Annotated in this window: 24 protein-coding genes; 21 read left to right on the top strand and 3 right to left on the bottom strand. The window is 64.3% G+C overall.

Going from position 1 to position 21,933, the window contains the following annotated elements; genetic code table 11:
• Positions 1-43: 43 nt before the first annotated feature.
• From NKI29_RS02700 to NKI29_RS02605, 20 genes are all read left to right on the top strand, one after another.
• Positions 44-1,201, top strand: coding sequence for a phage protease (locus NKI29_RS02700; protein ID WP_352795491.1), 1,158 nt, complete (start codon positions 44-46; stop codon positions 1,199-1,201).
• Positions 1,201-1,935, top strand: coding sequence for a hypothetical protein (locus NKI29_RS02695; RefSeq protein WP_352795490.1), 735 nt, complete (start codon positions 1,201-1,203; stop codon positions 1,933-1,935). Before NKI29_RS02700 ends, NKI29_RS02695 begins: the two co-directional genes overlap by 1 nt.
• 13 nt (positions 1,936-1,948) lie before the next feature.
• Positions 1,949-2,842 (top strand): Mu-like prophage major head subunit gpT family protein, encoded by an 894-nt coding sequence (locus NKI29_RS02690; RefSeq protein ID WP_352795489.1) that lies wholly within the window; start codon positions 1,949-1,951, stop codon positions 2,840-2,842.
• Positions 2,843-2,947: 105 nt separating this feature from the next.
• Positions 2,948-3,121: a hypothetical protein gene (locus NKI29_RS02685; RefSeq protein WP_352795488.1), complete on the top strand. Its 174-nt coding sequence runs from the start codon at positions 2,948-2,950 to the stop codon at positions 3,119-3,121.
• Positions 3,122-3,216: 95 nt separating this feature from the next.
• Positions 3,217-3,765, top strand: a complete 549-nt coding sequence (locus tag NKI29_RS02680) for an HI1506-related protein (protein ID WP_352795487.1) — start codon at positions 3,217-3,219, stop codon at positions 3,763-3,765.
• Between the two features lie 2 nt (positions 3,766-3,767).
• Complete coding sequence (locus tag NKI29_RS02675; RefSeq protein ID WP_352795486.1) at positions 3,768-4,046, top strand: hypothetical protein; 279 nt, start codon at positions 3,768-3,770, stop codon at positions 4,044-4,046.
• Positions 4,046-4,474 (top strand): gp436 family protein, encoded by a 429-nt coding sequence (locus NKI29_RS02670; protein ID WP_352546887.1) that lies wholly within the window; start codon positions 4,046-4,048, stop codon positions 4,472-4,474. The genes NKI29_RS02675 and NKI29_RS02670 overlap by 1 nt, the downstream gene beginning before the upstream one ends.
• A complete protein-coding gene (locus NKI29_RS02665) occupies positions 4,474-5,058 on the top strand; it encodes a phage virion morphogenesis protein (protein WP_352795484.1) in 585 nt (194 codons plus the stop codon). The genes NKI29_RS02670 and NKI29_RS02665 overlap by 1 nt, the downstream gene beginning before the upstream one ends.
• The gene (locus NKI29_RS02660; protein ID WP_352795483.1) at positions 5,055-5,492 is read left to right on the top strand and encodes a phage tail terminator protein; all 438 of its coding nucleotides are present in this window, start codon (positions 5,055-5,057) and stop codon (positions 5,490-5,492) included. Before NKI29_RS02665 ends, NKI29_RS02660 begins: the two co-directional genes overlap by 4 nt.
• Position 5,493: 1 nt before the next feature.
• Positions 5,494-5,673, top strand: coding sequence for a hypothetical protein (locus NKI29_RS02655; RefSeq protein ID WP_352795482.1), 180 nt, complete (start codon positions 5,494-5,496; stop codon positions 5,671-5,673).
• Between the two features lie 3 nt (positions 5,674-5,676).
• The gene (locus tag NKI29_RS02650) at positions 5,677-6,600 is read left to right on the top strand and encodes a phage tail tube protein (protein WP_352795481.1); all 924 of its coding nucleotides are present in this window, start codon (positions 5,677-5,679) and stop codon (positions 6,598-6,600) included.
• Positions 6,601-6,652: 52 nt separating this feature from the next.
• The gene (locus tag NKI29_RS02645) at positions 6,653-7,027 is read left to right on the top strand and encodes a hypothetical protein (protein ID WP_352795480.1); all 375 of its coding nucleotides are present in this window, start codon (positions 6,653-6,655) and stop codon (positions 7,025-7,027) included.
• A gap of 38 nt (positions 7,028-7,065) precedes the next feature.
• Complete coding sequence (locus NKI29_RS02640) at positions 7,066-7,431, top strand: DUF1799 domain-containing protein (RefSeq protein WP_352571319.1); 366 nt, start codon at positions 7,066-7,068, stop codon at positions 7,429-7,431.
• Positions 7,428-11,462, top strand: coding sequence for a phage tail length tape measure family protein (locus tag NKI29_RS02635; RefSeq protein ID WP_352795478.1), 4,035 nt, complete (start codon positions 7,428-7,430; stop codon positions 11,460-11,462). The genes NKI29_RS02640 and NKI29_RS02635 overlap by 4 nt, the downstream gene beginning before the upstream one ends.
• Positions 11,459-11,890: a hypothetical protein gene (locus NKI29_RS02630; protein WP_352451593.1), complete on the top strand. Its 432-nt coding sequence runs from the start codon at positions 11,459-11,461 to the stop codon at positions 11,888-11,890. Before NKI29_RS02635 ends, NKI29_RS02630 begins: the two co-directional genes overlap by 4 nt.
• Positions 11,887-12,405, top strand: coding sequence for a DUF1833 family protein (locus NKI29_RS02625; RefSeq protein ID WP_352795476.1), 519 nt, complete (start codon positions 11,887-11,889; stop codon positions 12,403-12,405). The genes NKI29_RS02630 and NKI29_RS02625 overlap by 4 nt, the downstream gene beginning before the upstream one ends.
• A complete protein-coding gene (locus NKI29_RS02620; protein WP_352795475.1) occupies positions 12,402-12,833 on the top strand; it encodes a C40 family peptidase in 432 nt (143 codons plus the stop codon). The genes NKI29_RS02625 and NKI29_RS02620 overlap by 4 nt, the downstream gene beginning before the upstream one ends.
• Complete coding sequence (gene gpJ / locus NKI29_RS02615; protein ID WP_352795473.1) at positions 12,830-15,541, top strand: TipJ family phage tail tip protein; 2,712 nt, start codon at positions 12,830-12,832, stop codon at positions 15,539-15,541. Before NKI29_RS02620 ends, gpJ begins: the two co-directional genes overlap by 4 nt.
• 9 nt (positions 15,542-15,550) lie before the next feature.
• Positions 15,551-16,261: a hypothetical protein gene (locus NKI29_RS02610; protein ID WP_352795472.1), complete on the top strand. Its 711-nt coding sequence runs from the start codon at positions 15,551-15,553 to the stop codon at positions 16,259-16,261.
• Between the two features lie 17 nt (positions 16,262-16,278).
• Positions 16,279-19,167 carry an SGNH/GDSL hydrolase family protein gene (locus NKI29_RS02605; protein ID WP_352795470.1) on the top strand — a complete coding sequence of 963 codons (2,889 nt, stop codon included), beginning with the start codon at positions 16,279-16,281 and terminating at the stop codon, positions 19,165-19,167.
• Here NKI29_RS02605 and NKI29_RS02600 read toward each other — a convergent pair.
• Positions 19,164-19,661: an SGNH/GDSL hydrolase family protein gene (locus tag NKI29_RS02600; RefSeq protein WP_352795468.1), complete on the bottom strand. Its 498-nt coding sequence runs from the start codon at positions 19,659-19,661 to the stop codon at positions 19,164-19,166. The two genes, NKI29_RS02605 and NKI29_RS02600, sit on opposite strands and share 4 nt — an antisense overlap.
• A 255-nt stretch (positions 19,662-19,916) precedes the next feature.
• Between NKI29_RS02600 and NKI29_RS02595 the strand changes: the two genes are divergently transcribed.
• Positions 19,917-20,396: a hypothetical protein gene (locus tag NKI29_RS02595; RefSeq protein ID WP_352795467.1), complete on the top strand. Its 480-nt coding sequence runs from the start codon at positions 19,917-19,919 to the stop codon at positions 20,394-20,396.
• 82 nt (positions 20,397-20,478) lie between these two features.
• Here the strand turns inward: NKI29_RS02595 and NKI29_RS02590 are convergent, their stop codons facing one another.
• Together NKI29_RS02590 and NKI29_RS02585 are read right to left on the bottom strand one after the other, a co-directional pair.
• Positions 20,479-20,739, bottom strand: coding sequence for a hypothetical protein (locus tag NKI29_RS02590; RefSeq protein ID WP_502896620.1), 261 nt, complete (start codon positions 20,737-20,739; stop codon positions 20,479-20,481).
• Between the two features lie 378 nt (positions 20,740-21,117).
• Positions 21,118-21,783, bottom strand: coding sequence for a hypothetical protein (locus tag NKI29_RS02585; RefSeq protein WP_156948025.1), 666 nt, complete (start codon positions 21,781-21,783; stop codon positions 21,118-21,120).
• Positions 21,784-21,933: the final 150 nt, after the last annotated feature.

Here is a 21,933-nt window from a genome sequence, read left to right as displayed (position 1 = left end):
GGCGGGCATGATTTGACGGCGTCGGCCGGGCCAATGTCCGGCGATGCAAAACGCACTTGCCGCACTTCTTTCGGCCGCCCTGGTCGCTTCGCATTCCACGGCGCTGACGCCGGCGGATGCGAATGGTTCGTGGGTGCAGCTGACGCCGGCCGGAACTTTTTCCGGGCGCACCGGCCAGGGTCCGTGGGTGACCGGCGACAAGGCATCCATGGAAACCATCGTCGCCAACACACAGCGCTACGCCGGCTCGACCGACCTCGTCATCGACTATGACCACCAGGCCGTCTTTGGCGCCGTGCCGGGTGTCGGCGGAACGGCGAAAGCCGCCGGCTGGATCAAGGAGCTGCAGGCACGCGACGACGGCATTTGGGGCCGCGTCGAATGGACTGCGGCTGCGGCCACCGCGATCAAGGCCAGTGAGTACCGATACCTGTCGCCCGTCTTCTTCCACGAAAAGACCACCGGCCGGGTGCTCGCCATCCGCATGGCCGGCCTGACCAACACGCCGAACCTCGATCTCGTCGCGGTCGCGGCGAGTGCCCTCTTCCCTCTCGACAACCCCACCGGAGACAGCATGGACAAGATCCTGACTGCGCTTGGCCTCGCCAAGGGCACGACCGAAGACGGCATTGTCGCCGCCATCAACGCCCATCTGACCAGCAGCACGGCAATTGCCAAGGCTGCTGGCCTGACCGAAACCGCCAAGCCGGCGGAGATCCTGACGGCGATCAATTCCATCGTCGCCGATCGCACCCGCCTCGCCACCGCCGCCGGCCTCACTGCCGACGCCAAGGCCGACGACATCGTCACGGCCGTCCAGTCGGCGATCGCCGGCAAGGTCGATCCGACCAAGTTCGTGCCGATCGCAATCGTCACCGACTTGCAGGGCGATCTGAAGAAGCTGCGCGAGGATCTGACCGCCGACAAAGCGACCGAGGCGGTCAACAGCGCGATCGAGGCCGGCAAGATCGCGCCGGCGCAGAAGGATTGGGCGCTCGGCTACGCCAAGGCCGATCTCAAGGCTTTCGACACCTTCGTCGGCAACGCGCCGGTGATGACGGCCTCGCAGATCCGCACGGCCAAGAAGCCGGACGCCGAAAACGCCGAGCTTTCGGATAGCGATCTCGCCGTCTGCAACGCCATGGGCCTCGATCCGAAGAAATTCGCCGAGACCCTCAAGCTCAACAAGGAAACCGTCTGATGGTCGCGTCCAAGGATCTCGAAATCCCGGCTCGCTCCGGCGACCGCTTCGGCTACCCGGCCAAGTCGGGTGTCCGCATCTTCCGCAAGTCGATCGTTGCCCTCCTGGCAACCGGCATGGCAGTCCCGGCGGGCACCGCCAACGCGGTTTCCATCGTCGGCCTGGCCGAAGGCAACGTCGATAACCGCGACGGTGCGGACGGCGACCTGAACGTCGAGGCGCTTCGCGGCTGCTTCGGCTTCATCTTCGTCGCCGACGAGGTCGACATCGGCCGGCCGGTCTACGCCGTCGACGATCAGACGCTCAGCTTCGATGGCTCCGGTGCCCGGCTGCTCGTCGGCACCGTCGCCGGCATCAGCGACGGCCGCACCTGGATCGACATCCCGGCCGCTGAAAAGGTCATGATCCCGCTGGCCGCCCGCATCGCCACGCTGGTCGGCGCCGGCGTCACCAGGACGATCGCTTCCGTCAAGGGCCGCATCACCCGGCTGCGCAGCGTCACCGACGGCATCCTGACCACCGGCGACGCCACCATCACCTGCGCCATCAACGGCGTTCCGGTGACCACCGGCGTTATCACCATCACCCAGGCCGGCTCGGCCGCGGGCGACGTGGACACGGTGGTGCCGACCGCCCTCAACGAGGTCAACCCCGGCGACGTGATCAGCTTCACGGTCGGCGGAACCAACGCAACCGCAACTCCGGCGACCGTCGTCGCCGAGATCGCGCAGTAGGAGAAAGCTTCAGATGGACATTAATGCTTCCACGCTGCGCAGCGTCTACACGGGGCTCAGCACCGCGTTCAATGCGCGGCTCGCAACCACCCCGACACAATACCGGACGGTCGCCATGGACGTGCCTTCGAGCACCGCCATGAACGAATATCCGCGCATGGACGATCTGCCCGGCATCCGCGAATGGGTCGGCGACCGCCTCATTCATGATCTGTCGGCCTCGACCTACATCATCCGCAACAAGGAGTTCGAGGGCACCGTCGGCGTCAAGCGCGCCTCGATCGAGGACGATCAGTTCGGCTTTTACACGACCATCTCTGCCCAAATGGGTCAGGACGCGGCCGAGTTTCCCGACCAGCTCGTCTGGCCGCTCTGGAAGGCGGGCGACGCGACACTTTGCTATGACGGCCAGAATTTCTTCGACACCGATCACCCCGGCTTCGACGAAAACGGCGGCGAGACCTCTGTTTCGAACTTCACCGCTGGCGCCGGCCCGGCCTGGTACCTGGTCGACGACACCAGGGTTATCCAGCCGATGGTGTTCCAGAAGCGCAAGCCCTTCAAGCTTGTCCCGATGGACAAGGAGACCGATACGAACGTCTTCATGAAGGGCCAGTATCTCTACGGCGTCGACGGGCGATGCAACGCCGGCTTCGGCCTCTGGCAGCTCGCCCATATGTCTAAGGCCACACTTACGCCGGCCAACTTCAAGGCGGCCCGCGATGCGTTGGGTTCGATCCGCAAGAAGAACGGCCAGATCATCAACATCCGTCCGGCCAAGCTCATCGTTCCTCAGGCGTTGGAGGCCGATGCAAAGCAGGTGGTTGAGGCGCAGCTGATCAACGGCGGCGACAGCAACATCTGGTTCAAGGCCTCCGAAGTGGTCGTGGTTCCGCAGCTCGGCTGATCACAGCCGGAGCTGCGCACTTTGCCTGCCGGCACTTCGGTGCCGGCGGGTTTTTCGGAAGCAGCCGAAGCCCGGCTTCTTCCGCAAGACCCAAGAGGAACCCCTATGACCACGACAGTTAAAGTCCACGTGAACGGCAACTTCCGCGCCACCGTCAAGCAGGACGACCGCGAACCGGTCGAAATCAACCCTGGCGAGGAGCGGTCGTTCTTTCTGCCCCACCCGGCAAGCAGCACCTTTTCTATTACGGAAGTCCCAGTCGATTCCAACGCCGGATAGGACGCTGCCGAATTCGCCCTGCCGGCTTCGGCCGGCGGGTTTTCGAAAAGCAGCCCGCGAAGGCTCCTTTTCAAAGACCCGAAAAGGATTGAACGATGGCGAAAGCTCCGAAAATCATAGCCAAACGTGAAACGGTTTTCTCCGCAGTGCCGCCGATCTCGAGCAGCGCTGACACCATCAATTCCGAAGCAGCGAAGCCAGTAATCGCAGATCAGCATGTCGCGGTGAATGCTTCGCCTGCGGCTGATGTCGCCCTAGAGGTGGCACCGGCCGCCCCGTCGCTGGGGGCAGCGACGGGGACCATTTCAAGCATACCCCCGGAGAGCGATGACCAGGGCGGAGCCGGCAATACGGCCGGCTCCGCAGGGTCGCTCACGGTGAACGCGTCCGCGATTTGGCTTGATGGTGGTGAAGCTGAGTTCCGCGCCCGCTTCCCCTGCCTGTCCACCGCGATCGACGCATGGGAGGCCAGCGGAGCGCCGGCGCCGACCGCAGTGCGCATCCGATCGAAAACCGATGGCTTCCGGCGCGCTGGCATCGCCCATTCCAAAACACCGGTTGAACACCAACTCGATGGTTTCCGTAGCCCGGAGCCGCTGGAGGCGCTCTTCGCCGAGCCGAACCTAGTTGTGGAGTTCATCTGACCGTGAACATCTACCTATCCATCTGGTGGATACCGATCGCGCTTACGGTCGCGATCTGGGCGGCCGCATTGATGTGGCCGACCGAACAAAGCCATGGCGATTACGACTTCAGCGCAGCCTTCTTTGCGCTCGTGAGGTTCGCCTTCGCCAGCGCCGGCTCCCTGCTTGATTGCGACTTCAGCGCAGCCTTCTTTGCGCTCGTGAGGTTCGTCTTCGCCAGCGCCGGCTCCCTGCTTGTCTGGCTCGCCTTCTTCATCTGGCTTTTCGTGGTGGGTGCCTGATGTACGCCGTCCAGCAGGATCTGGTCGACCGCTTCGGCTCCACCGAGCTGATCCAGCTCACGGACCGGACCAACATGCCGCCATCGACAATCGACGATGTCGTGGTCGGCCGCGCACTGGCGGACGCTGACGGCGTAATCGACGGCTATATCGGCAAGCAGTTCAAGCTGCCGCTCAGCGTCGTGCCGCCAGTCCTGGTCAAGGTCGCCGCGGATCTGGCGCGCTACTATCTGCATGGCGAGGCGGCCGACAAGGAGAGCATCGTCTCGCGCAACTTCGCCAACGCGATCTCCTGGCTGAAGGATGTCTCGAAGGGTCTCGTCCTGATCGAGGAGGAAGGCGAGACGCCCGAACAGGCCGGCGGCAGCGCCATCAAGACCAGTGCGCCGAACCGCGTGTTCACCCGCGACAAGCTGCGGGGCTTCTGATGGCGACCGAAGGCATCCAGATCCGCCTCGTCGACCAGGCCGTGCTGGCGACACTCGATCGCATCGAGCGCCTGGCCGAACATCCCAGGACGATCATGTCGGCGATCGCCGCATACCTGGTCACCTCGACTCAGCGGCATTTCGAGCGCGAGACCGGCCCGGCCGGTAAGTGGCAGCGGCTCAGCCCGCGCACGGCCGCCAAGCGCATCGGGCGCGGCCAGCGCGGCTATGGCCACATGCTGCGCGTCACGAACCGGCTCTACAGCTCCATCACCGGCGAGGCGACGGAAACCGAAGCGGCGGTCGGAACGAACCTGCTCTATGCCGCTATCCAGCAGCTCGGCGGCGAGGTGAAGATCCCGGCGCGCGAGCAGGATCTGCATTTCGGCAAGACAAATCGCGGCCGGCGCTTCGTCAAGGCCTCGCGCAAGCGCAAGGAAACGGTCCGCGTCTCGATCGGCGCGCACTCGATCACCATCCCGGCGCGGCCCTATCTCTATGTCGACGAGGAGGGCCAGGCCGAGATCCTGCGTATAGCCGAGGACGCCTTTCGCGCCGAAGCCGATGGCGGAGCCCGGCCATGACGCTGTCCGCAGAATTCCAGCAGCGCCTGCGCGATATCGACCCGCCGCTCTTTCGGCTGATCGCAGGCGCCGCCGCCTGGGCCTCGCTCAGTGGCGAACCGAAGACGACGCCCGCGGCCTTCGTCCTGGTCGAGGAAGAGCACAGCGGTGAAAACGAGCGCATGACGGGCAACGTACTGCAGCGCACCGAGGCTGATGTCGCTGTCATTATCGTCACCCGCAACGTCTCCGATGGCACCGGCGGGGCCGCTGCCGACGACATCGAAATCCTCAAGGACGCGGTACGCGGCGCCTTGATCGGTTTCGAGCCGACCAGCGTCAACAATGCCGACGTTGTCGAGCACATCTCGTCGAACCTTCTCAAAGCCAAGAACGGCCACGTCTGGCAGCGCGAGCTGTTCGGCGCCGGCTACTACCTCGTGGAGAAAAGCTGACATGGCAAAGATCGAAACGCCGATCGCCGGCGGTGCGTACAACCGGCACAAGGATGGAAGGCTGGAGCGGATCGAGGGCACTGAGCCCGCGCCGCCGCCCGGCACGGAGGCCGAGCCGGTACCGGCGGGCACGGACGAACCATTGGCGGCCGAAACCGGCGCGCCCAGGAAGGGGAAATAGACCATGATCCGTCGCTGGAAGAAGCTGTCCGCCCTCATCAAGATGGATGCCACCTATGGAGTTGATGCGGTACCGACCGGTGCTGCCAATTACATCCAGCTCTCCGACGCGGCCTTCACGCCGCTCGCCGGTGACGAGGAGGCGCGCAATCTGATGCAGCCGTTCCTCGGCCACCAGGGCGTCTTGCTGACCGGCGACTATGGCCAGTTCAATTTCTCGGTCGAGATCGCCGGCGCCGGCGCCCTCGGCACGGCACCGGCCTATGGCCCGCTGCTGCGCTCCTGCGGCTTTGCCCAGGTGATCTCGGCCGGCGTCGACGTCCAGTATGATCTGATCCACGACGCCTTCGAGAGCAGCGGGCTCTATTACAACTCCGACGGCGTCAAGCATGTGCTGCTCGGCATGCGCGGCAGCGTCTCGCTCGGCTTCACACCCAAGCGCATCCCGCGCTTCCAATTCTCGATGAAAGGCCTGGTCGGGACCATCACCGACGAAGCCTTGCCCGTCGTCACCAAGACGATGTGGATCGACCCGGTGGTGGTCTCCAAGGCCAACACGATGATGGCGCTGCATGGCTGGACCGCGATCGCCGAGAGCCTCAACATCGACACCGGCTCGCAGGTCGTGCCGCGCCACCTGATTGGCGAGGAGAGCATCGAGATCACCGACCGTTCAGTGACTGGTACCGCCGTCGTCAAGGCGACATCGCTTGCCACCAAGGATTGGTTCTCGATCGCCCGCGCCCACACCAAGGCCGCGCTGGCGCTTACCCACGGCACGGTGGGCGGCAACACGGTGGCGATCGACAGCGACAAGGTGCAGATCGGCCGGCCGGCAGAGGGCCAGAGCGACAACATCCGCAACTATTCGCTGCCGCTGATGCTGACCAGCCTCGGCTCCACCGAGCTGAAGATCACCGTCAAATAAAGGCGGCTTCAACGTCTCTAAAACCGCCGTTCAAACCTCAGGAAAGTGCCCCATGAAATTCATTCTCGCCAAGGAATATCTCTACTGGTGGCCGATAAAGATCGAGCTTCCCGATCCGGCAAATCCCGGCAAGTGGAAGACCATGAGCTACACGCATCAGTTCGCCGGCGTCGACGAAGATGCTGCAATCGCGCTCGGCAAGGAAATCGAGGCGCTGCCGACACAAGAAGAGCGCAAGACGCGTGAGCATGATCTGCTGATCCAGGCCACCCGCGGCTGGCGCGACGTGATCGACGAGGACGGCAACGAAGTCGAATATTCCGAAGAGGTCTTTCGCCAGGCGCTGCAGCAGACCTGGTATCGGGTCGCGCTCTACAGCGCCTACGCCAATTCGCTCGCCAGCCCGGCGGCCCGAAAGGGAAACTGACAGAGGCCGCGCGCGCCTGGGCGCTGGCACGGGAAGGCTTGACCGACCCGACCCGCCCTACGCGGCCCGACCACCAGGCGCGGCAGGATGCCGAAGCGTTGGGCGTTCCGCCCGAGAACCTGCCCGAACCGACAGACGACGAAGAAAGCGACGTGTTCGAAGTGTGGGACATCAACATGCCATCGGTGGTGCTGTTTCTCGGCTGCGAGACACAGTGGCGCGTCGTCGCGCGCGGCATGCAGGGCCTGCTCTACTGGCTCGGCATCGACTATGCGGCGGCCGCTGTACTGCTGCGGGCGCGGCCGAAGCGTGAGAAGAAGCGCTATCCGGACGGCCGGCTGCTCAATGATCTGCGCGACATGGAGATCGCCGCGCGCGAAATCATGAACGAGGTGCGCGAGTGAGCCTCAATCTCGCCCTCGTCATCAGCGGCGACGCTGCCGGTGCGACTGCGGCGGCCGGCGCCACGGCAGCGGCGGTCCGCACGGTCGGCGTCGAGGCGGCCCGCACCTCGGCGGCGCTCACCGCCGCCAACGACCAGGCGGCGGCATCGTCACGTCGGGTGACTGAAGCCTTGACAGGCCAGGAGGCGGTGCAGAAGCGCATCCAGGGGATCGTGGCGGCCTATGCCGGCATGAAGGGACCGACCGACGACGCAACCTATCGGCAACGCGCCACCGACATAGCGGCCTATGGCGCGGCGCTTGACCGGATCAAAGCCACTTACGATCCATTGTTTGCGGCGCAGACGCGGTATCGGACGGCAGTCGAGGCAATCAACCAGGCTGAGCGCACTGGTGCGATCAGCGGCTCCTTGGCGATCGACGCACGTTTGCGAGAGACGGTCGCCCTCAACAGCCAGATCAGCGCCTTGACCGGCTTGGCCGCAGCCCAGAAAAATGCTGCGCAATCCATGGTCAACCGGGTCACCATTGTGCCCGATCGCGGTTCCGACATCGCTGCCTATGGCGACGAACTGGACCGGCTGCGGGCCCGCTTCAACCCGCTCTATGCCGCCTCAAAGCAATACGAGGCCGAGCTGACAGAGCTGAACAACGCGCACAGGGTCGGCGCCTTCACCAGCGCCAAGGAATACGATCTGGCGCTCACGCATCTGAACGATCGTTATACGATGCTCGGCCGAGCATCGGGCCAGATAGTGACGGGGCTGGGCTCCGTTGCGGGCGCGGCACGCCTGACTTCCTCGCAGCTGCTCAACCTGTCGCGGCAGGGCAACGATGTCGTCACGATGTGGGCGCTCGGCGCACCGGCGATGATGATCTTCGCGTCGCAGGCCGGTCAGGTCTATGACGCGCTGGAGAGTGGCCCGAAAGGGCTCCGCGGCTCGCTGACCGCGATCAGGGGCTCGCTCGCATCGGCGGCCGCGTCCTTCCTCGGTTTTGTGCCCAGCGTCGGCCTGGTGACCACCGGCCTAGTTGCCGCCGGCGCCGCCGCCATCGCCTATGCGCTGTCGACGCGGACAAACATCCAGTCGGTCGACGCCGTTCTGAAAACCCACAAAAAGATAATCGACGAGATCGCCGCCGCCTATCCGCTCGCTGCGGCGGCGGCCAAGGCCTACGAGGACCAGGCGTCGAAAGTGCCGCTGTCGGTGGCACAGGCCGACGCCATCAAACAGGCGGAAGACGAGAAGAACACGCTTGTCGCCACGCTCAACAATATCCGCCGTCAGATGTCGATCGCGACGACGATCTCGCCTTCGGACCCCGCCGGCGCGGATTTCGCGAAGCTCGGCCAAGCCGGTGTGGTCGCCTTCCGGCAGCTGGCGGCGGAAATGCAGGCCGGCCAGATTGACGCCGCCGGCGTCCAGAAGCGGCTCGGCGAACTGCGGATCGATCCCAGCCTGAGCAAGGCCGCGCACGACTTCGCGCAGGAGCTTCAGGACAGCGCCAACCAGGCGGCGGCCCTTGAGCTTCATCTGCGCGGGTCGAGCGCGGCGATAGCAACGTTCCAGGGCGTCACTGTCGGCCGGGGCGATGAAGGCGCCAACCTGACAAAATGGCTTGCCGGCAACCGGGCGGCACTTGTTCAGCTGCAGCGCGACCGCGAGACGGCGTTCCGGTCGCTCTATGCCAGATCGCCGGAAGAACAAGCAAGGGCCGCTCGCGCAACCGAGGACGCGAGGCCATTCGACCCAAACGAGGGCAAGGGTGTCCGTGACTATCGCGGCGACACGGCGGCGGCGCTGGCCTACGCCAGAGCCCAGCAGACGCTGGACGAAGCCCAGAAGCAGCGTCTGCGGTCGCTCGACCAGACGATAGCCTCCCAGCAGCTCGAAATCGGCCTGGTCGGCAGGACGGCGGCCGAGACGGCAGCGCTGCGCATGGCCTTTCAGCTCGAACAGGCGGTCCGCGAGGAAGCCGCCCGCAACAATGTCCCGGCCGACGAAGCCGAGATCCGACGCATCAAGGAAAAGGCCGCCGAATATGGCCGGCTTAGCGCCATCCAGTCGGCGCGCACAACGATCGTTGGGCAGGGTCAGAACATCGAGACCCAGCGCGCCGAGCTTGCCCTAGTCGGAGCGAGCACCGCCGCCCATGACCGTGTCATCGCCAGCCTGCAGGTGGAGCAGCAGATCCGACAGCTCGGTATCGACCTTTACGGCAAGGAAGCCGAGGCGATGCGCGCCAACGCGGCGGAGCTGGCCGCGCTGGCCGAAGCCAGATCCCGCGCCAACCTAAGCCGAGACCTGCAGTTCGAGCGCGACCAGCTCGGCCGCTCGCCGATCGAGGCGACCGTCGCCGACCGGCTGAAGGGCGCCGGGCTGGCGGTGGACCTCAATTCCGAGGCGGCGGCGATGATCCGCATGAACGAGCTGCTGAAGCAGCAGAAGCAGCTCTGGGAGGACGTGCGCGAGACCGGCGTCGACGCGATCGGCGGCATCGTCGACAGCGCTCTCGGCGGCTTTACCGATATCGACAGCGTGCTGAAGAGCGCGGCCGACGACGTGCTGAAGCAGCTCGCCCAGCTTGCGATCAAGAACCCGCTGGCCAACGCGGTCTATGACAAGGGCCTGCCGACGCTGGACAGCATCGGCGGGATTGGCGGCTTCATCGGCACGCTGCTCGGCGGTCCGCAGCCGGCAGGCGGGCAGTCTGTTGGCGCCATGGATGTGCAGGCCGGCGTCGTGAACATCAACGGTGCCTTGGGCGTCAGCGGCGGCACTGGCGGCATCTTCGACAGCATCAAGCGGTTCTTCTCACCCGCCAACAGCAATTCGGCCGATCCGTCATCGGGAATGCGCGGCAGCGGGGCGCCGACTTCCACGTTGTCAGATGTCGCCGGAAGCTCGCTTCGCACGGTCGGAAACTTCAAGTCGGGCGTCGACGCCCGGCTGATGGACATTCTCGACAGCGCCGCGAAGCGGTTCGGCGGCTACCAGGTCGATGCGATCTCAGGCTTGCGGCCAGGCGACCCACGTTTTCACGGTCAGGGCCTCGCGACCGATGTCAGGCTGACCGATCTCCTCACCGGCAAGAAGCTGGGCAACTATCAGGACCCAAGCACCTTCGCGACGTACGAGAAGTTCGCCCAGACGGCGCGCCAGGTGCAGTTGGAGAAATATCCGGAGTTGACCGACCGTTTCCGGTGGGGCGGATATTTCGGCGGCCAGAGGGGCAAATACGGCGCCATGGACGAGATGCATTTCGATCTCGGCGGTGGCCGGCTCGGGATGGCTGGCGGCTCCTGGCGCAACGGCCTCAACGATAATCAACGCGCGCTTTTCCCCGGTGTGGAGAGCGCAGGCAACAAAGCCACGGCAGCGATCACGCGGCTGACCGAAAGCACCGGCCTTGCCGCAAAGGGCCTAAATAGTTTCGGCGGCGGGCTTGGCCAGCTCGGCAATGCGCTCAGCCAGTTCCCGGCGGCGCCGGCGGGCGGCGGTCTGTCTGGATTTTCCAGCATCTGGTCGATGATCAGTGGCTTCTTCAGGTCACCGGCAGCCTGGTCGGCGATCCAGTCGGGCGCCGGCGGTCTCTACGATGTGGGCGGCGCGACCGGCGGCAACGACCCGCGCAGGGTCGCCGGCTTGGTCCATGAGCAGGAGTACGTCATGGATGCCCCGGTGGTGCGAGCGCTCGGCGTGCCGTTCCTGGACAGCCTGCGGCGCACAGCCAAATCGGGCCGCGGCTACTACGAGGGCGGTTATGCCATGCCCGGCGCCGGTAGCTCCGGCTCTCCCTCGATGGGCGGCTGGTCATCGCAGTCGGCCCAGCCGACCCGTGTTGAGCGGCACTATCACGACTATGCCGGCGTGAGCGTGCGCGAGGAGGAAACCGAGGACGGCAAGGGCGGCCGCCGCGAGGACATCATCATCGAAGAAAAGCTGACCGCCGCCGCAAACCGGCGCGGCAGCTCCTTCAATAAGACGCTCGCGGGTCGCGGCGCCAGGCAGCCGGTGAAACGGCGATGAGCCTGGTCTGGTATCCCCCTGAATTGCCCAGACCGGAACGGGCACCCTACCAGGTGACGCGCGGCGATGGCCGCACCCGCAGGGCCGAAGACGCCGGCCCGCCAAACGTGCGGCGCCGCTTCTCGGCAGTCGCTGACACCGTTGCCTTCTCGACCGTGCTGACCAGGGCGCAGCTTGCCCGCTTCGACCGCTGGTACAACGAGGAGATCAAGCAGGGCACGCAGCCCTTCCTGATGCCGGCGTGGGACACGGACGGCCTGCCGCTGCTGACCGATGACGGCACGCCGATCACCACCGAGGACGGGACACCGATCCTGATAGCAGAGACCTGGCTGTGCCTGATCGGCCAGCAGCTGCCGGCGCGCGCCCCAAGCTCCCCTACGGGCATCCAGTGGCGCGTCAGCTTCGACGTTGCGGTGATGCCATGAGGCGGGTCTCGCTCAACGCCCGTCTGGCTCTCGACCAGGTCGCGACCGACGAGCTGGAGGTTGTGCTGGTCATCATCGAGCACCCGCTGCTCGACACGCCCGTGCGGCTCTCCTCCGACAACGCCGACCGGGTCTCGGTCGAGCCGCTGATGTACGGCACCCGCTCGACCTGGCGCACCGAAGATGATTCGCCGTTCCTGTTCATCATGCTCGACGCGCTCGTCCCCGACGAGGAAGACGACGCTCCGGCGCAGGCCTCGCTGGTGCTCGAGATCCTCGACAGCGACATCGCCGATATTTTGACGTCGACCACCGTGCAGGCGACCTGCCACATGGCGATCGTGCTGGCGTCGAGCCCGGACAATGTCGAGGCCGAATGGATCGGCATGCTGATGACCGGCGCAGACGGCGACAGCGGCCAGGTCAGCCTCAAATTCTCCATGGAGCCGATCACCGAGGAGCCCTATCCGGCCGACCGCATGACGAAGGAACGTTTTCCGGGGCTGCACAAATGACCTTGATGGTAACCCAGGGCGATCTCAGCTGGACGCAAGGCTTTATCGGCCTGCCCTTCGCCGACAAGGGCCGCGACTGGACCGGTTGCGACTGTTGGGGCTTTGTCCGCCTCGCCCATGCCGAGCATGCCGGCAACGAGCTGCCGTCCTATGCCGGCCTTTATCCCAGCTCGGCCGAGCAGCGCGAAGTCGCCGCCATAGTCGCTCGCGAAACGCAATCGCCGCTCTGGTTGAAGATTGAGACGCCGCAGCCGCTCGACATCCTCTGGTTCCGGCGCGGCCGCCTCGATGCCCATTGCGGGCTTTTCCTGCGGCCGGGCTTGATGATGCACATGGTCGAGCAGGACTGCTCCAAGATCGAGCGCTTCGACGACGGCTCGCCCTGGGCAGGCAAGCTCACCGGCATCTATCGCTGGAGGGGCGCATGAGCGTCCATGTCACGGCCGCGCCCATCGCATTCCAGCCCGACCGCGCCCGCATCGAGCTGACGCTGCCGGCCGGCATGACGATTGCCGAAATGGTGGCGATGGCACTGCCTGGCGCCAGTCACCCGGTGCTGGAGCGCACCCGTGTCGCGCTGGTCAAGGGTGACGGCATGCAGGTGGTGCCACGCGCCCGGTGGCACCGGGCGCGGCCGCATGCCGGCGTCCATGTGGTCATCCGCGTCGTTCCCGGCGGTGACTCGTTTCGGTCAGTGCTGCAGATCCTCGTCTCGGTGGCGGCGATCGCCGTCGCCGGGTTTTTCTTCCCCGCCGGCGCCACGCTGTTTGGCTCGGAATTGCTTGCCAACGTGGCAAAGACCGCCCTCACAGTGGGACTGACGGCGCTCGGCGGCTTGCTGATCAATGCGCTGCTGCCGCTGCCCAAACCCCCGGGGGAGGAAAAACCGACCTATGCGATCGCCGGATGGCAGAACCAGTTCACGCCCGACGCGCCGGTGCCGATGGTCATGGGCACGCACCGTTATGCGCCGCCGTTCGGGGCGATGTCCTATATCGAGGTGGTCGGCGATTGGCTCTACGATCGCGCCGTCTTCCTGCACGGTTACGGGCCGCTGGAGATCTCCGAGGAGAAGCTCGGCGACACGCTGCTGACGAAATTCGACGAGGTCGAGATCGAGACGCGGCTCGGCTATGCCGATGACGCACCGCTGTCGCTCTACACCAACCAGGTGCTCGAGGAGCGCATCGGCACCGATCTGGAACGGCCGTTGAAGCACAACGACTACGGCAAGATCATCAAGGGTGAGCCGTCCGAAGCCAAGCCGGTCAGCCGCTTCACCGCTCGCGATACCGCCTGGTCGATCTCGATCCTGTCGTTTCCCGCCGGCCTGATCAAGATCGATGACGAGGGCGAGGAGTTTTCAGTGGAAGTGGTGTTCAAGCGACGCTACCGGCTGGCCGGTACCGCAGCCTGGACCGACCTGCCAGATCTCTCCATCCGCAACACAAAAAAGGTGGGCTTCTATCGCGCCGACCGCATCGACTACCCCATACGGGGTGCCTATGAGATCGAATACGAGCGGCTGACTGACTCGGAGGTCGAGCCGGGCAACGGTTCGCAATTTGTATTGAACTGCACTTGGGTGGTCCTGCAGAGTTTCCGGCCGGAATACCCGTTCAACTTCAGGAAATCGGTGGCGCTGACTGCTCTCCGGATCAAGGCGACAGCGCAGCTCAACGGGACGCTCGACACTTTCAACACGATCGACAAGCGGATCGCGCCGGACTGGGACGTCGAAAGCGGCACATGGATCGACAGGGCCACTCAAAGCCCAGCGTCGCTGGCGCTGTTCGCCTTGCGCGGCCCAGGGCTGTACCGGCCCACTCCGGACGAGGAGATCGATTTCCCGGCCTTCCAGGACTGGCACGTCTTCTGCGTGCTCAAGGGCCTGAAATATAACCGCATCCACGATTTCGAGAGCACGCTGGGCGAGACGCTGGCGGCGATCGGCGCCGCGGGGCGGGCCGCCGTCAAATGGGACGGCCGCAAATGGACCGTCGTCATTGATCGGCCGCGCGAGCTGGTGGTCGACCACGTGAACCCAAGGAATTCATCAGACTTCCGCTGGTCGCCCTCCTATTTCGAGCCGCCACATGCGCTGCGCGTGCCGTTCATCGACGAGACCAACGATTATCAACAGGGCGAGCGCCTGGTGCCGTGGCCCGGCTATGTCGGCCCGATCGACATCACCGAGGAGCTGAAACTGCCCGGCAAGACCAACCCGGACGAGATCTGGCGCGAGGCCCGCCGCCGGCAATACGAGATCATGAACCGCGCCGTCAGCTACTCGGCGGTGCAGCAAGGCACTGCACGCACCGCCACCACCGGCGACCTGGTGGTGGCCTCGCGCGACGTGCTGAAGCGCGCCATGCATTCGGCGCGCGTCAAGGCAGTACGCGGCGATCTTGTCGAGGCCGACGGCGTCTTCACGATGGTCGCCGGCGAGAGCTACGCCATTCGCTTTCGCCAGTTCGACGCCGACGACACGATCGGCACCAGCGTGGTACGGACCATCGCCACCGTCGCCGGCGAGAGCGCGGCCGTGCGGCTCACCGGCAGCGGCGAGAGGCCCAAGGCTGGCGATATCATTCACTTCGGCCCGGCCGCGCTCGACAGCATCCCGCTTATCATTGCCGGCATCACGCGCGGCAAGAACAATTCGACCGTGCTGGCGATGCTACCGGCAGCATCGATCATCGACGAGCTGACCGACGCCGAAGTGCCGCCGGCCTGGAGCGGCCGCGTCGGCGCCGAGATCGACCTGTCCCTAATCCCACCGGCGGTACCGAAGTTCACGGGCATCGAAACTGGCACGGTCGAGACCGGCGACGCCAACGGTCTGAGGGTTATGGTCAGCGGTGGCACGGCGAACGCGATCGCCGTCGCCGCCTTCAAGCTGCAGACCAGGCTCTCGGGCGATCTGGCGTGGCAGCCACCTCTGTCCTGCACGCCGGCCGAGGGCGCCTTCGACGTGACCGGCTATTTATTCGGCGACGAAGTGGAGCTGCAGGCCTGGGCGGTTAGCATCGCCGGCGTCGAAAGCGACCTGACCGACATCATCTCCGTCACCATCGGCGCCGACGACTTCGTGCCGCCACTCGCGGCGAACTCAACCCTTTTGCTCGTGCTTTAGAGGACACAAATGGCCGCCAGCCAGATCAACACAACCGACAGCGTCACCGGCGATCCCGTCGCGATCGATAGTGAACTCGTCGCCGGCAAGCACCATCCCATGCACGGCGTGCGCGACGGCATGGATGAGGCGCTAGGCGGGAAGGCCGATGCCGCCGCCACCTCCGACGCCGGCACGTTCTCCTTGATCGCGTTGGTCAAGCGGCTGCTGTCGGTCAAGCTGCCGTCGACGCTTGGCGCAAAGAGCGCCGCCAACAGCCTCAGCGTCACGCTGTCGACCGACGACGATGCGCTGCTCGGCTCGCTCATCGAGGCGGCGCCGGCCAGCGATACCGCCTCGTCTGGCCTAAACGGCCGGCTGCAGCGCATCGCCCAGAACCTGACCGCGCTGAACCCGGCCGCCACTTGGCGCTACCCCGCGGCTGCCGGTGGAGAGACCGGGACCGCAGATGTCCCGGTGAAGGCAGCGGTGGCGGGCCAACGCAACCACATGACCTGGCTGACTGCCGTGAATGCCCACGCCACGGTCGACACCGAAATTCTGGTCAAGGACGGCGCCGCGACTGTCCTCTATCGCGGTTTTCTCAAGGCCGCCGGCGGGCGCCTGGACATCGAATTCCGATCGCCGCTGTCGTCGACCGTCAACACGGCGCTGAACGTCGCCAACGTGACCGCCGGCGCCCAAGTCTACTTCAACTGCGGCGGCTACGTCGCGCCTTAAGAACAGGGAATTTTGGAATGGCTGAAACAGGAATATACAGTACCGATCTCCCGCTGGTCGCCGCTCTGGACGAGGTGACCGGCAATGCCACGATCGACGGCATTCGGCGCTCGGCACGACAGTCGATGGCCGACCACGCGGAGCAGATCGCAGCCGACGGGCCGATAGCGGATGCGCTCGCCGCCGAGGCGACGGCGCGGGCAGCCGCGGATGTCGCGCTCAACATACGCGTCGACGCAGTAGCTTCGCTGCCGGAGGAGGTCGAAGACCTGACCGGCCGTGTCGATGCTGTCGAGGATATTGCAACAGCCGGAGTTATTTGGACTACCCAGATCGTCAAGGTTCGCTCGACCGCCAACGTCAACCTCGCAAGCGGCCTGATCAACGCCGCGGTACTCAACGGCGTCGCTCTGGTGACCGGAGATCACGTCTTCCTTGGCTCGCAGACGCTGCCGGCCGAGAATGGGCTTTACACCGTAGTGGCGGCTGGCGCCGCGTCCCGTGCGATCTTCGCCGATAGCGCGGCAGAGTTGGCGCATATCGGCTTCGTCGTGCAGAGCGGCACAGTCGGCACCGGAGAGCGCTGGACGCTGGCGATGGCTGCGGCAGGCATTACGCTTGGCACGACGGCGCTCAACTTCTCACCGGAGGGCATCGAGCCGGGTTACGCGGCCGAGGTGCAGACCGCGCGCGGACCCTACGTGGCTCTCAACGATCGCCTCGACGCGCTCCAGCTCGCCACCCTCAATGACCTATCGCAGACGTTGCAGTACGACGACAGCGGCGTGGCGATTGCTCTCGACACTCCTATCCCGAGCATACTGATTAAGGACGCTGCTGCACCCGCCAAGCGGTTCTTCGGCAGTCTAACGGCAAAGCTGTCCACGACGCGCACGACGGCGGGGTGGTACTTCGACAAGCTGGGGCTGCTGAAGCAAGCGGGCGTGAACATTCCCCGCTTCACCTACGACTACAAGTCGCTTGCGCCGAGAGGCCTGCTTATCGAACCGGCGCGCGCCAATCGCGTGCTGTGGAACCGCGACCTGACGAATGCTGCCTGGACGAAGTCCAACATCACGGCGGCGCTCGACCAGGTTGGCCTTGACGGTATCGCCGCTTCGGCCTCGTCGATCACCGCCACAGCGGCCAACGGGACGGCCTTGCAGGCCATCGCCATCGCTTCGGCGGCCTATTTCCAGACGGCTTATATCAAGCGCCTGGTTGGCACTGGGCCGATCTCCATGACGATGGACGGCGGCACGACGTGGACCGATGTGACTCCTGCCGATGCCAACTGGAACCGGATGAGCATTCCGTCCCAGACGCTGCCAAACCCGAATGTCGGCTTCAGGATCGGCACCAGTGGCGACAGCTTTGCCATCGATCTCGTCCAGAACGAGAACGGCAACTACAGAAGCAGCCCGATGGTGACGACCACCGCGTTCTTCTCCAGGGGGGCAGACATAGCGTTCCTGGCGCTCTCCGGCATACCCTTCAACGTGGCCCTCGGTTCGCTGTTCGTCGAGGGACGCACTCAGGCTCCGGACAATGTCTCGCGTACCATGGTGCAGATCGATGACGGCACCAACAACAACAAGATCGTGATGGCGATGTCCTCGCTCGGGGGCGGGCAACTCGCGCTGACGACCGCCGGGGCTACTGCCGCCAACATCCTGCCGGGAATAACCGTCGTGGACAAGACGACGCGGATGGCGGGATCGTGGGGCGCGAACTATGCCCAGGCTGCGCTCGACGGTTCGGTCGGGGCGCAGGACAGCGTGGTGACCGTTCCAGCGGGTCTCGCCACCTTGCGCATCGGCGGCGGCCTCTCTGGAACATCTCCGTTCGGCGGCACAATCGCAAGAATAACCCTCCGGCTTAGAACACAGGATGCATCAGAGCTCACCGCCTTGTCGAACTTTGGCATTGCCGGCGCGGAGCCCCTTGTCGATGTCGTGCCCAACAACTCTAATATCGAGGACAGCGACTACGCGGCAACGCTCACCGCAACATCGTCTCAGGTCAGCGGCGTCAGGCCGATCTCCTTCGGCGGGTACCAGAATGCCAATCCGGGATGGCGCCGCCGCTTCAAGACGCGGGCAACCTCTGTCGTCCTGCACTTCCAGAACCTCAATCTCGTCACCGGCAGCTATAATGGCAAGGGAGAGGTACTCGTCGACGGGGTGCATAACACGTACTTCACCTCGGCGCAGGCGCTCGGCAAGTTCTTCGTCAGGCTGGATTTTGCGTCGAATGCGGATCGCCTGATCGAGATCGTCATGCCCTACTCGGCATCGATCGCGCATCTCGGCATTACGACCTACGGTGCGCCGGTCACCTTGCCGACGCCGCGATCGACCCTGCCGCGGGCCGTGTTCCTTGGCGACAGCCGTCTCCAGGGGTTCAATGCCACCAGCACCGATAAAACGTGGATGGAGATACTCTGCCGCGCCAAGGGCTGGCAGCACATCAATCTCGGCTATGGTTCTTCCCTAGTGAATTCCGCGTGGGGAACCGATCTCGGCAACGCCAATCCCGATGTCGCCTTCGTCACGTTTGATTTCAACAATCGCACGGCGCAGACCTCTCTCGCTACCTTCAAGGCTGCTTTGAAGACACTGATAGCCAACGTTCGGGCGATCAAGCCGACAGTGAAAATCTACGTTGTGTCGTCGAACTGGATTTCGGCAGCTAATGACGCGCTCACCCTGAAGATCGCCGATTATCGGCAACAGGAACTCGACGCCGTGAGCGAACTAACGGCTGCCGGCGACGCCAACATCTTCTATATTGATGGTCTGACGCTGACCACCAACGGCACCGGGTCGGTCACTGACGGCATTCACCCGAACGATACCGGCTCGGCCGAGTGGGCGGCGGCCGTTGCTCCGCTGGTGACCGTCTAGGCGGCGCGGATGGCGTCGACCAGCGCGACAACCGCGCCGCGGGCCAGGTGGATGCCATCCTCGGTCACGTCGTTCGAGCCGCGAATTGCGACGTAAGGGTCGATAAAAGGAACGCCGCTTCTGAGACACGCCTGGCGTGTCGCATCATTGATGGCGCTGGCCACAGAAGCCGACCTAAAGGCGGTTTTCTTTTCTTCGATCGGCGGGATCGCGAACACGATGGGTTCGGTGCCGATGCTCCGAAGCAATAAGCAGATTGCCATCGTCTTTTCGGCGACCGAAACCGGATTGGCGCCTGTCTTGCTGTCGTTCGTTCCCACTTGGATAACCGCCTTTGCCGGCGGATTTTCCTTTAGGGCCGACAAGACCACGCAAGACGCCACGGAAGCATAGACGTTCGCTGCGGTCGCACCGCCAAAGCCGGCATTCACTACGCTGAGACCTTCAAGCGGATGTGGCGGAACCAGCTCGAAGAGCGAGTCTCCGACAAGCATAAGGCTGTTTGGACCTATCCATCGCAAATGCGCCGCGATCGCAGCCGTCCGAACGGTCCAGTGATCTGACCACGGAACACCATTCCTCGGGATAACGCGTCCTTTCCACATGGAAAGGATGCCCTTGATCTTAACGAGCCCCATTTGCCCACTCCCCAAACCCGCTTTCTGATTAGCCGATATAATTTGGCGCGGCTAGATCACGCAGATGTGATGAGATAGGTTGTGAGTTGGTCCACGAAGAAACCTTTGGAGATGCTGTCGCTGCCGGTGGATGCGGTGCTGATCACCTGCTTCCGCGATCCGGTAGCTCGCTTGACATCGCACTACCAGATGCTGCGCGAGATGATCGACGATCGCAGCGACCACCCAATCATGGAGAAAGAGGCACCTTGGGCGAGCGGGTCGTTCAAAGCCTTCGTCGACCGCGTCCCGGATAAGCACCGACTGGCCCAGCTCTATATGTTCTCGACGGCGCTCGATCTTAAAGAGGCCGAAACGCGCCTGGCGCGGGTCGGCCATGTGCTCTGGACCGAAAGGCTCAACGACGGACTTTCGCGGCTGGCGGCCGCGACGGGGCTCCCGCTGGCAGTCGAGACCCATCTCAGACGATCGAAATCGATGGATATTTCGAGGCGCGAGTTGGAGCACGCACACGAGAGTCTCGCGCTGGAGTATGAGTGGCTCGATAGAGTGCGAGCGAGACAGGGATTTGCTTCGCTTGCGGGTGCGTAAAAACGCGTGACAGGTGCTCGGCTTGGTTCCCGAGAAGCGGGCCTATGATCCGGCCTGAGAATGTCCGCCTCTTCGCGATGGGTCAGCTGGCGAACAATTCCTTGTAACCAGTCGTGACCATCCAGTTCGCCCGGTCGATATGGCTGCGAAGAGCCTTGCGAGCGCGGACCGGTTCAAGGACGGGGTCGATGCCGAGAATGAGCTTGGCCATCTCCTCTTCGCTGGCATTGTCAGCGCAGGCGTCCAGGATCTGCAGGTAGATGGTGAAATGCTCCTTGTCGTAAACCGTGATGGAGTCAGACCACGGAACTTCTTCAAACATTCCATGCTTCATAACGAACATGCCTTTCGGATTGCTCCATGCGCACCGGCTGGAGGCCGGCGCGCTCGCTAGGGGTTTCCATGCCCAGGAATTCTCGCGCTGCCTGCGGTCTCGTCAAGAGGCCGGCGCTGGAACCACCTTTAACAGCCGTTGAAAGCGCGCGATTTGGTGCCAACTGAAGTTGCGCGGAGGTGCCAAGTGATTTTGCGCGCTACACTTTCGCTCCGGCTGCTGAAGCGGCTTTATCGCGCCTACTGCAAGCATATTGCCCATTCGGCAAACTCGCGCGTCGAGGCCGTTTTCAGCGGCGCGAAGCAATCCCCGCCGCCTCGGAGCGGCTGGAGCGCCCGTCGCGGTCATCAAGCGGTCGCTCGCTACGCTCCCGCTACGGACTCGATGTCACCCATTGTGAGGCCGCAGCCCGATCACGGTCCGCGCTAAACCCAACCCGAACCAAAGTGTCCACAGGGACATCACCAGTGATGCCACGACCCAGACGAAGCTGCCCAGGGTGACTCCGAGCCACATGCCCAGGGGCCAACCGAGGAAGGCTCCAATTCCGGCCACGACTGCGATGTACGATGCCCAGACCGGCGTGGCTCGGTGAGTGGTCTGCGCCTCGTTGCCAGCGATCACGGCAACGGCCAACGCCAAAAACATGAAGCCGTTAGCCTTTCCTTCGGAAAATGCCCACCAGGCCTCGAAAGTTGCCGTGTCCCCGGCGGCAGCAGCGGCGGAGACCACTGTGGCCTCGGCCACCGCGGTCGTCATGGTCCAGAGCGCGCCGACAGTCAGCACACCCCAGGCAGACAACGTCCACCACGCCTCGGTGAGGCGCGATCTGGCCGCCAGCACGATCAGACCTGTCAGGACGAACAGTGATAGCGCTACCGCGGAAACCCAATGGATGATCGCCCATCGGACAGGGTCGTCGGTGATGACTCCCATCTGGCGACCCATATCGGGATCGATCGGACCATGGCCGACCAGCGCGCCTGCCAGCAGGATAGAGGCGATCGCAAGCCAAACTCCTGCTACGCGCGTTCCTTCTTCTGTGTTTGCCATAGAGACCTCGCACAGTAATGGTCCCATGTCCCATCTAGCGCCAGATTTCAAACGGTTGCAAGATGGCCAATGATCGGAACGGGTCAACTGACGCCGTAGCATTGCCACGTCTGTACGACCGGAAAGGGTCGGAACAGATAATCCGCATCG

It is taken from the genome of Mesorhizobium sp. M0678 (assembly GCF_040320505.1).
In the GTDB taxonomy this organism is placed as follows: Bacteria; Pseudomonadota; Alphaproteobacteria; order Rhizobiales; family Rhizobiaceae; genus Mesorhizobium.
This window is presented reverse-complemented; position numbering and strand designations above follow the sequence as displayed.

What these genes read in the sequence shown, in the direction of transcription:
- NKI29_RS02610 (WP_352795472.1), top strand. Translation starts at nt 15,551, where the DNA reads ATGGCCGCCAGCCAGATCAACACAACCGACAGCGTCACCGGCGATCCC.
- NKI29_RS02590 (WP_502896620.1), bottom strand. Translation starts at nt 20,739, where the DNA reads ATGTTCGTTATGAAGCATGGAATGTTTGAAGAAGTTCCGTGGTCTGAC.
- NKI29_RS02665 (WP_352795484.1), top strand. Translation starts at nt 4,474, where the DNA reads ATGGCGACCGAAGGCATCCAGATCCGCCTCGTCGACCAGGCCGTGCTG.
- NKI29_RS02655 (WP_352795482.1), top strand. Translation starts at nt 5,494, where the DNA reads ATGGCAAAGATCGAAACGCCGATCGCCGGCGGTGCGTACAACCGGCAC.
- NKI29_RS02630 (WP_352451593.1), top strand. Translation starts at nt 11,459, where the DNA reads ATGAGCCTGGTCTGGTATCCCCCTGAATTGCCCAGACCGGAACGGGCA.
- NKI29_RS02680 (WP_352795487.1), top strand. Translation starts at nt 3,217, where the DNA reads ATGGCGAAAGCTCCGAAAATCATAGCCAAACGTGAAACGGTTTTCTCC.
- NKI29_RS02605 (WP_352795470.1), top strand. Translation starts at nt 16,279, where the DNA reads ATGGCTGAAACAGGAATATACAGTACCGATCTCCCGCTGGTCGCCGCT.
- NKI29_RS02685 (WP_352795488.1), top strand. Translation starts at nt 2,948, where the DNA reads ATGACCACGACAGTTAAAGTCCACGTGAACGGCAACTTCCGCGCCACC.
- NKI29_RS02600 (WP_352795468.1), bottom strand. Translation starts at nt 19,661, where the DNA reads ATGCTTGTCGGAGACTCGCTCTTCGAGCTGGTTCCGCCACATCCGCTT.
- NKI29_RS02670 (WP_352546887.1), top strand. Translation starts at nt 4,046, where the DNA reads ATGTACGCCGTCCAGCAGGATCTGGTCGACCGCTTCGGCTCCACCGAG.
- NKI29_RS02625 (WP_352795476.1), top strand. Translation starts at nt 11,887, where the DNA reads ATGAGGCGGGTCTCGCTCAACGCCCGTCTGGCTCTCGACCAGGTCGCG.
- NKI29_RS02585 (WP_156948025.1), bottom strand. Translation starts at nt 21,783, where the DNA reads ATGGCAAACACAGAAGAAGGAACGCGCGTAGCAGGAGTTTGGCTTGCG.
- NKI29_RS02595 (WP_352795467.1), top strand. Translation starts at nt 19,917, where the DNA reads ATGCTGTCGCTGCCGGTGGATGCGGTGCTGATCACCTGCTTCCGCGAT.
- NKI29_RS02660 (WP_352795483.1), top strand. Translation starts at nt 5,055, where the DNA reads ATGACGCTGTCCGCAGAATTCCAGCAGCGCCTGCGCGATATCGACCCG.
- NKI29_RS02695 (WP_352795490.1), top strand. Translation starts at nt 1,201, where the DNA reads ATGGTCGCGTCCAAGGATCTCGAAATCCCGGCTCGCTCCGGCGACCGC.
- gpJ (WP_352795473.1), top strand. Translation starts at nt 12,830, where the DNA reads ATGAGCGTCCATGTCACGGCCGCGCCCATCGCATTCCAGCCCGACCGC.
- NKI29_RS02650 (WP_352795481.1), top strand. Translation starts at nt 5,677, where the DNA reads ATGATCCGTCGCTGGAAGAAGCTGTCCGCCCTCATCAAGATGGATGCC.
- NKI29_RS02645 (WP_352795480.1), top strand. Translation starts at nt 6,653, where the DNA reads ATGAAATTCATTCTCGCCAAGGAATATCTCTACTGGTGGCCGATAAAG.
- NKI29_RS02690 (WP_352795489.1), top strand. Translation starts at nt 1,949, where the DNA reads ATGGACATTAATGCTTCCACGCTGCGCAGCGTCTACACGGGGCTCAGC.
- NKI29_RS02700 (WP_352795491.1), top strand. Translation starts at nt 44, where the DNA reads ATGCAAAACGCACTTGCCGCACTTCTTTCGGCCGCCCTGGTCGCTTCG.
- NKI29_RS02620 (WP_352795475.1), top strand. Translation starts at nt 12,402, where the DNA reads ATGACCTTGATGGTAACCCAGGGCGATCTCAGCTGGACGCAAGGCTTT.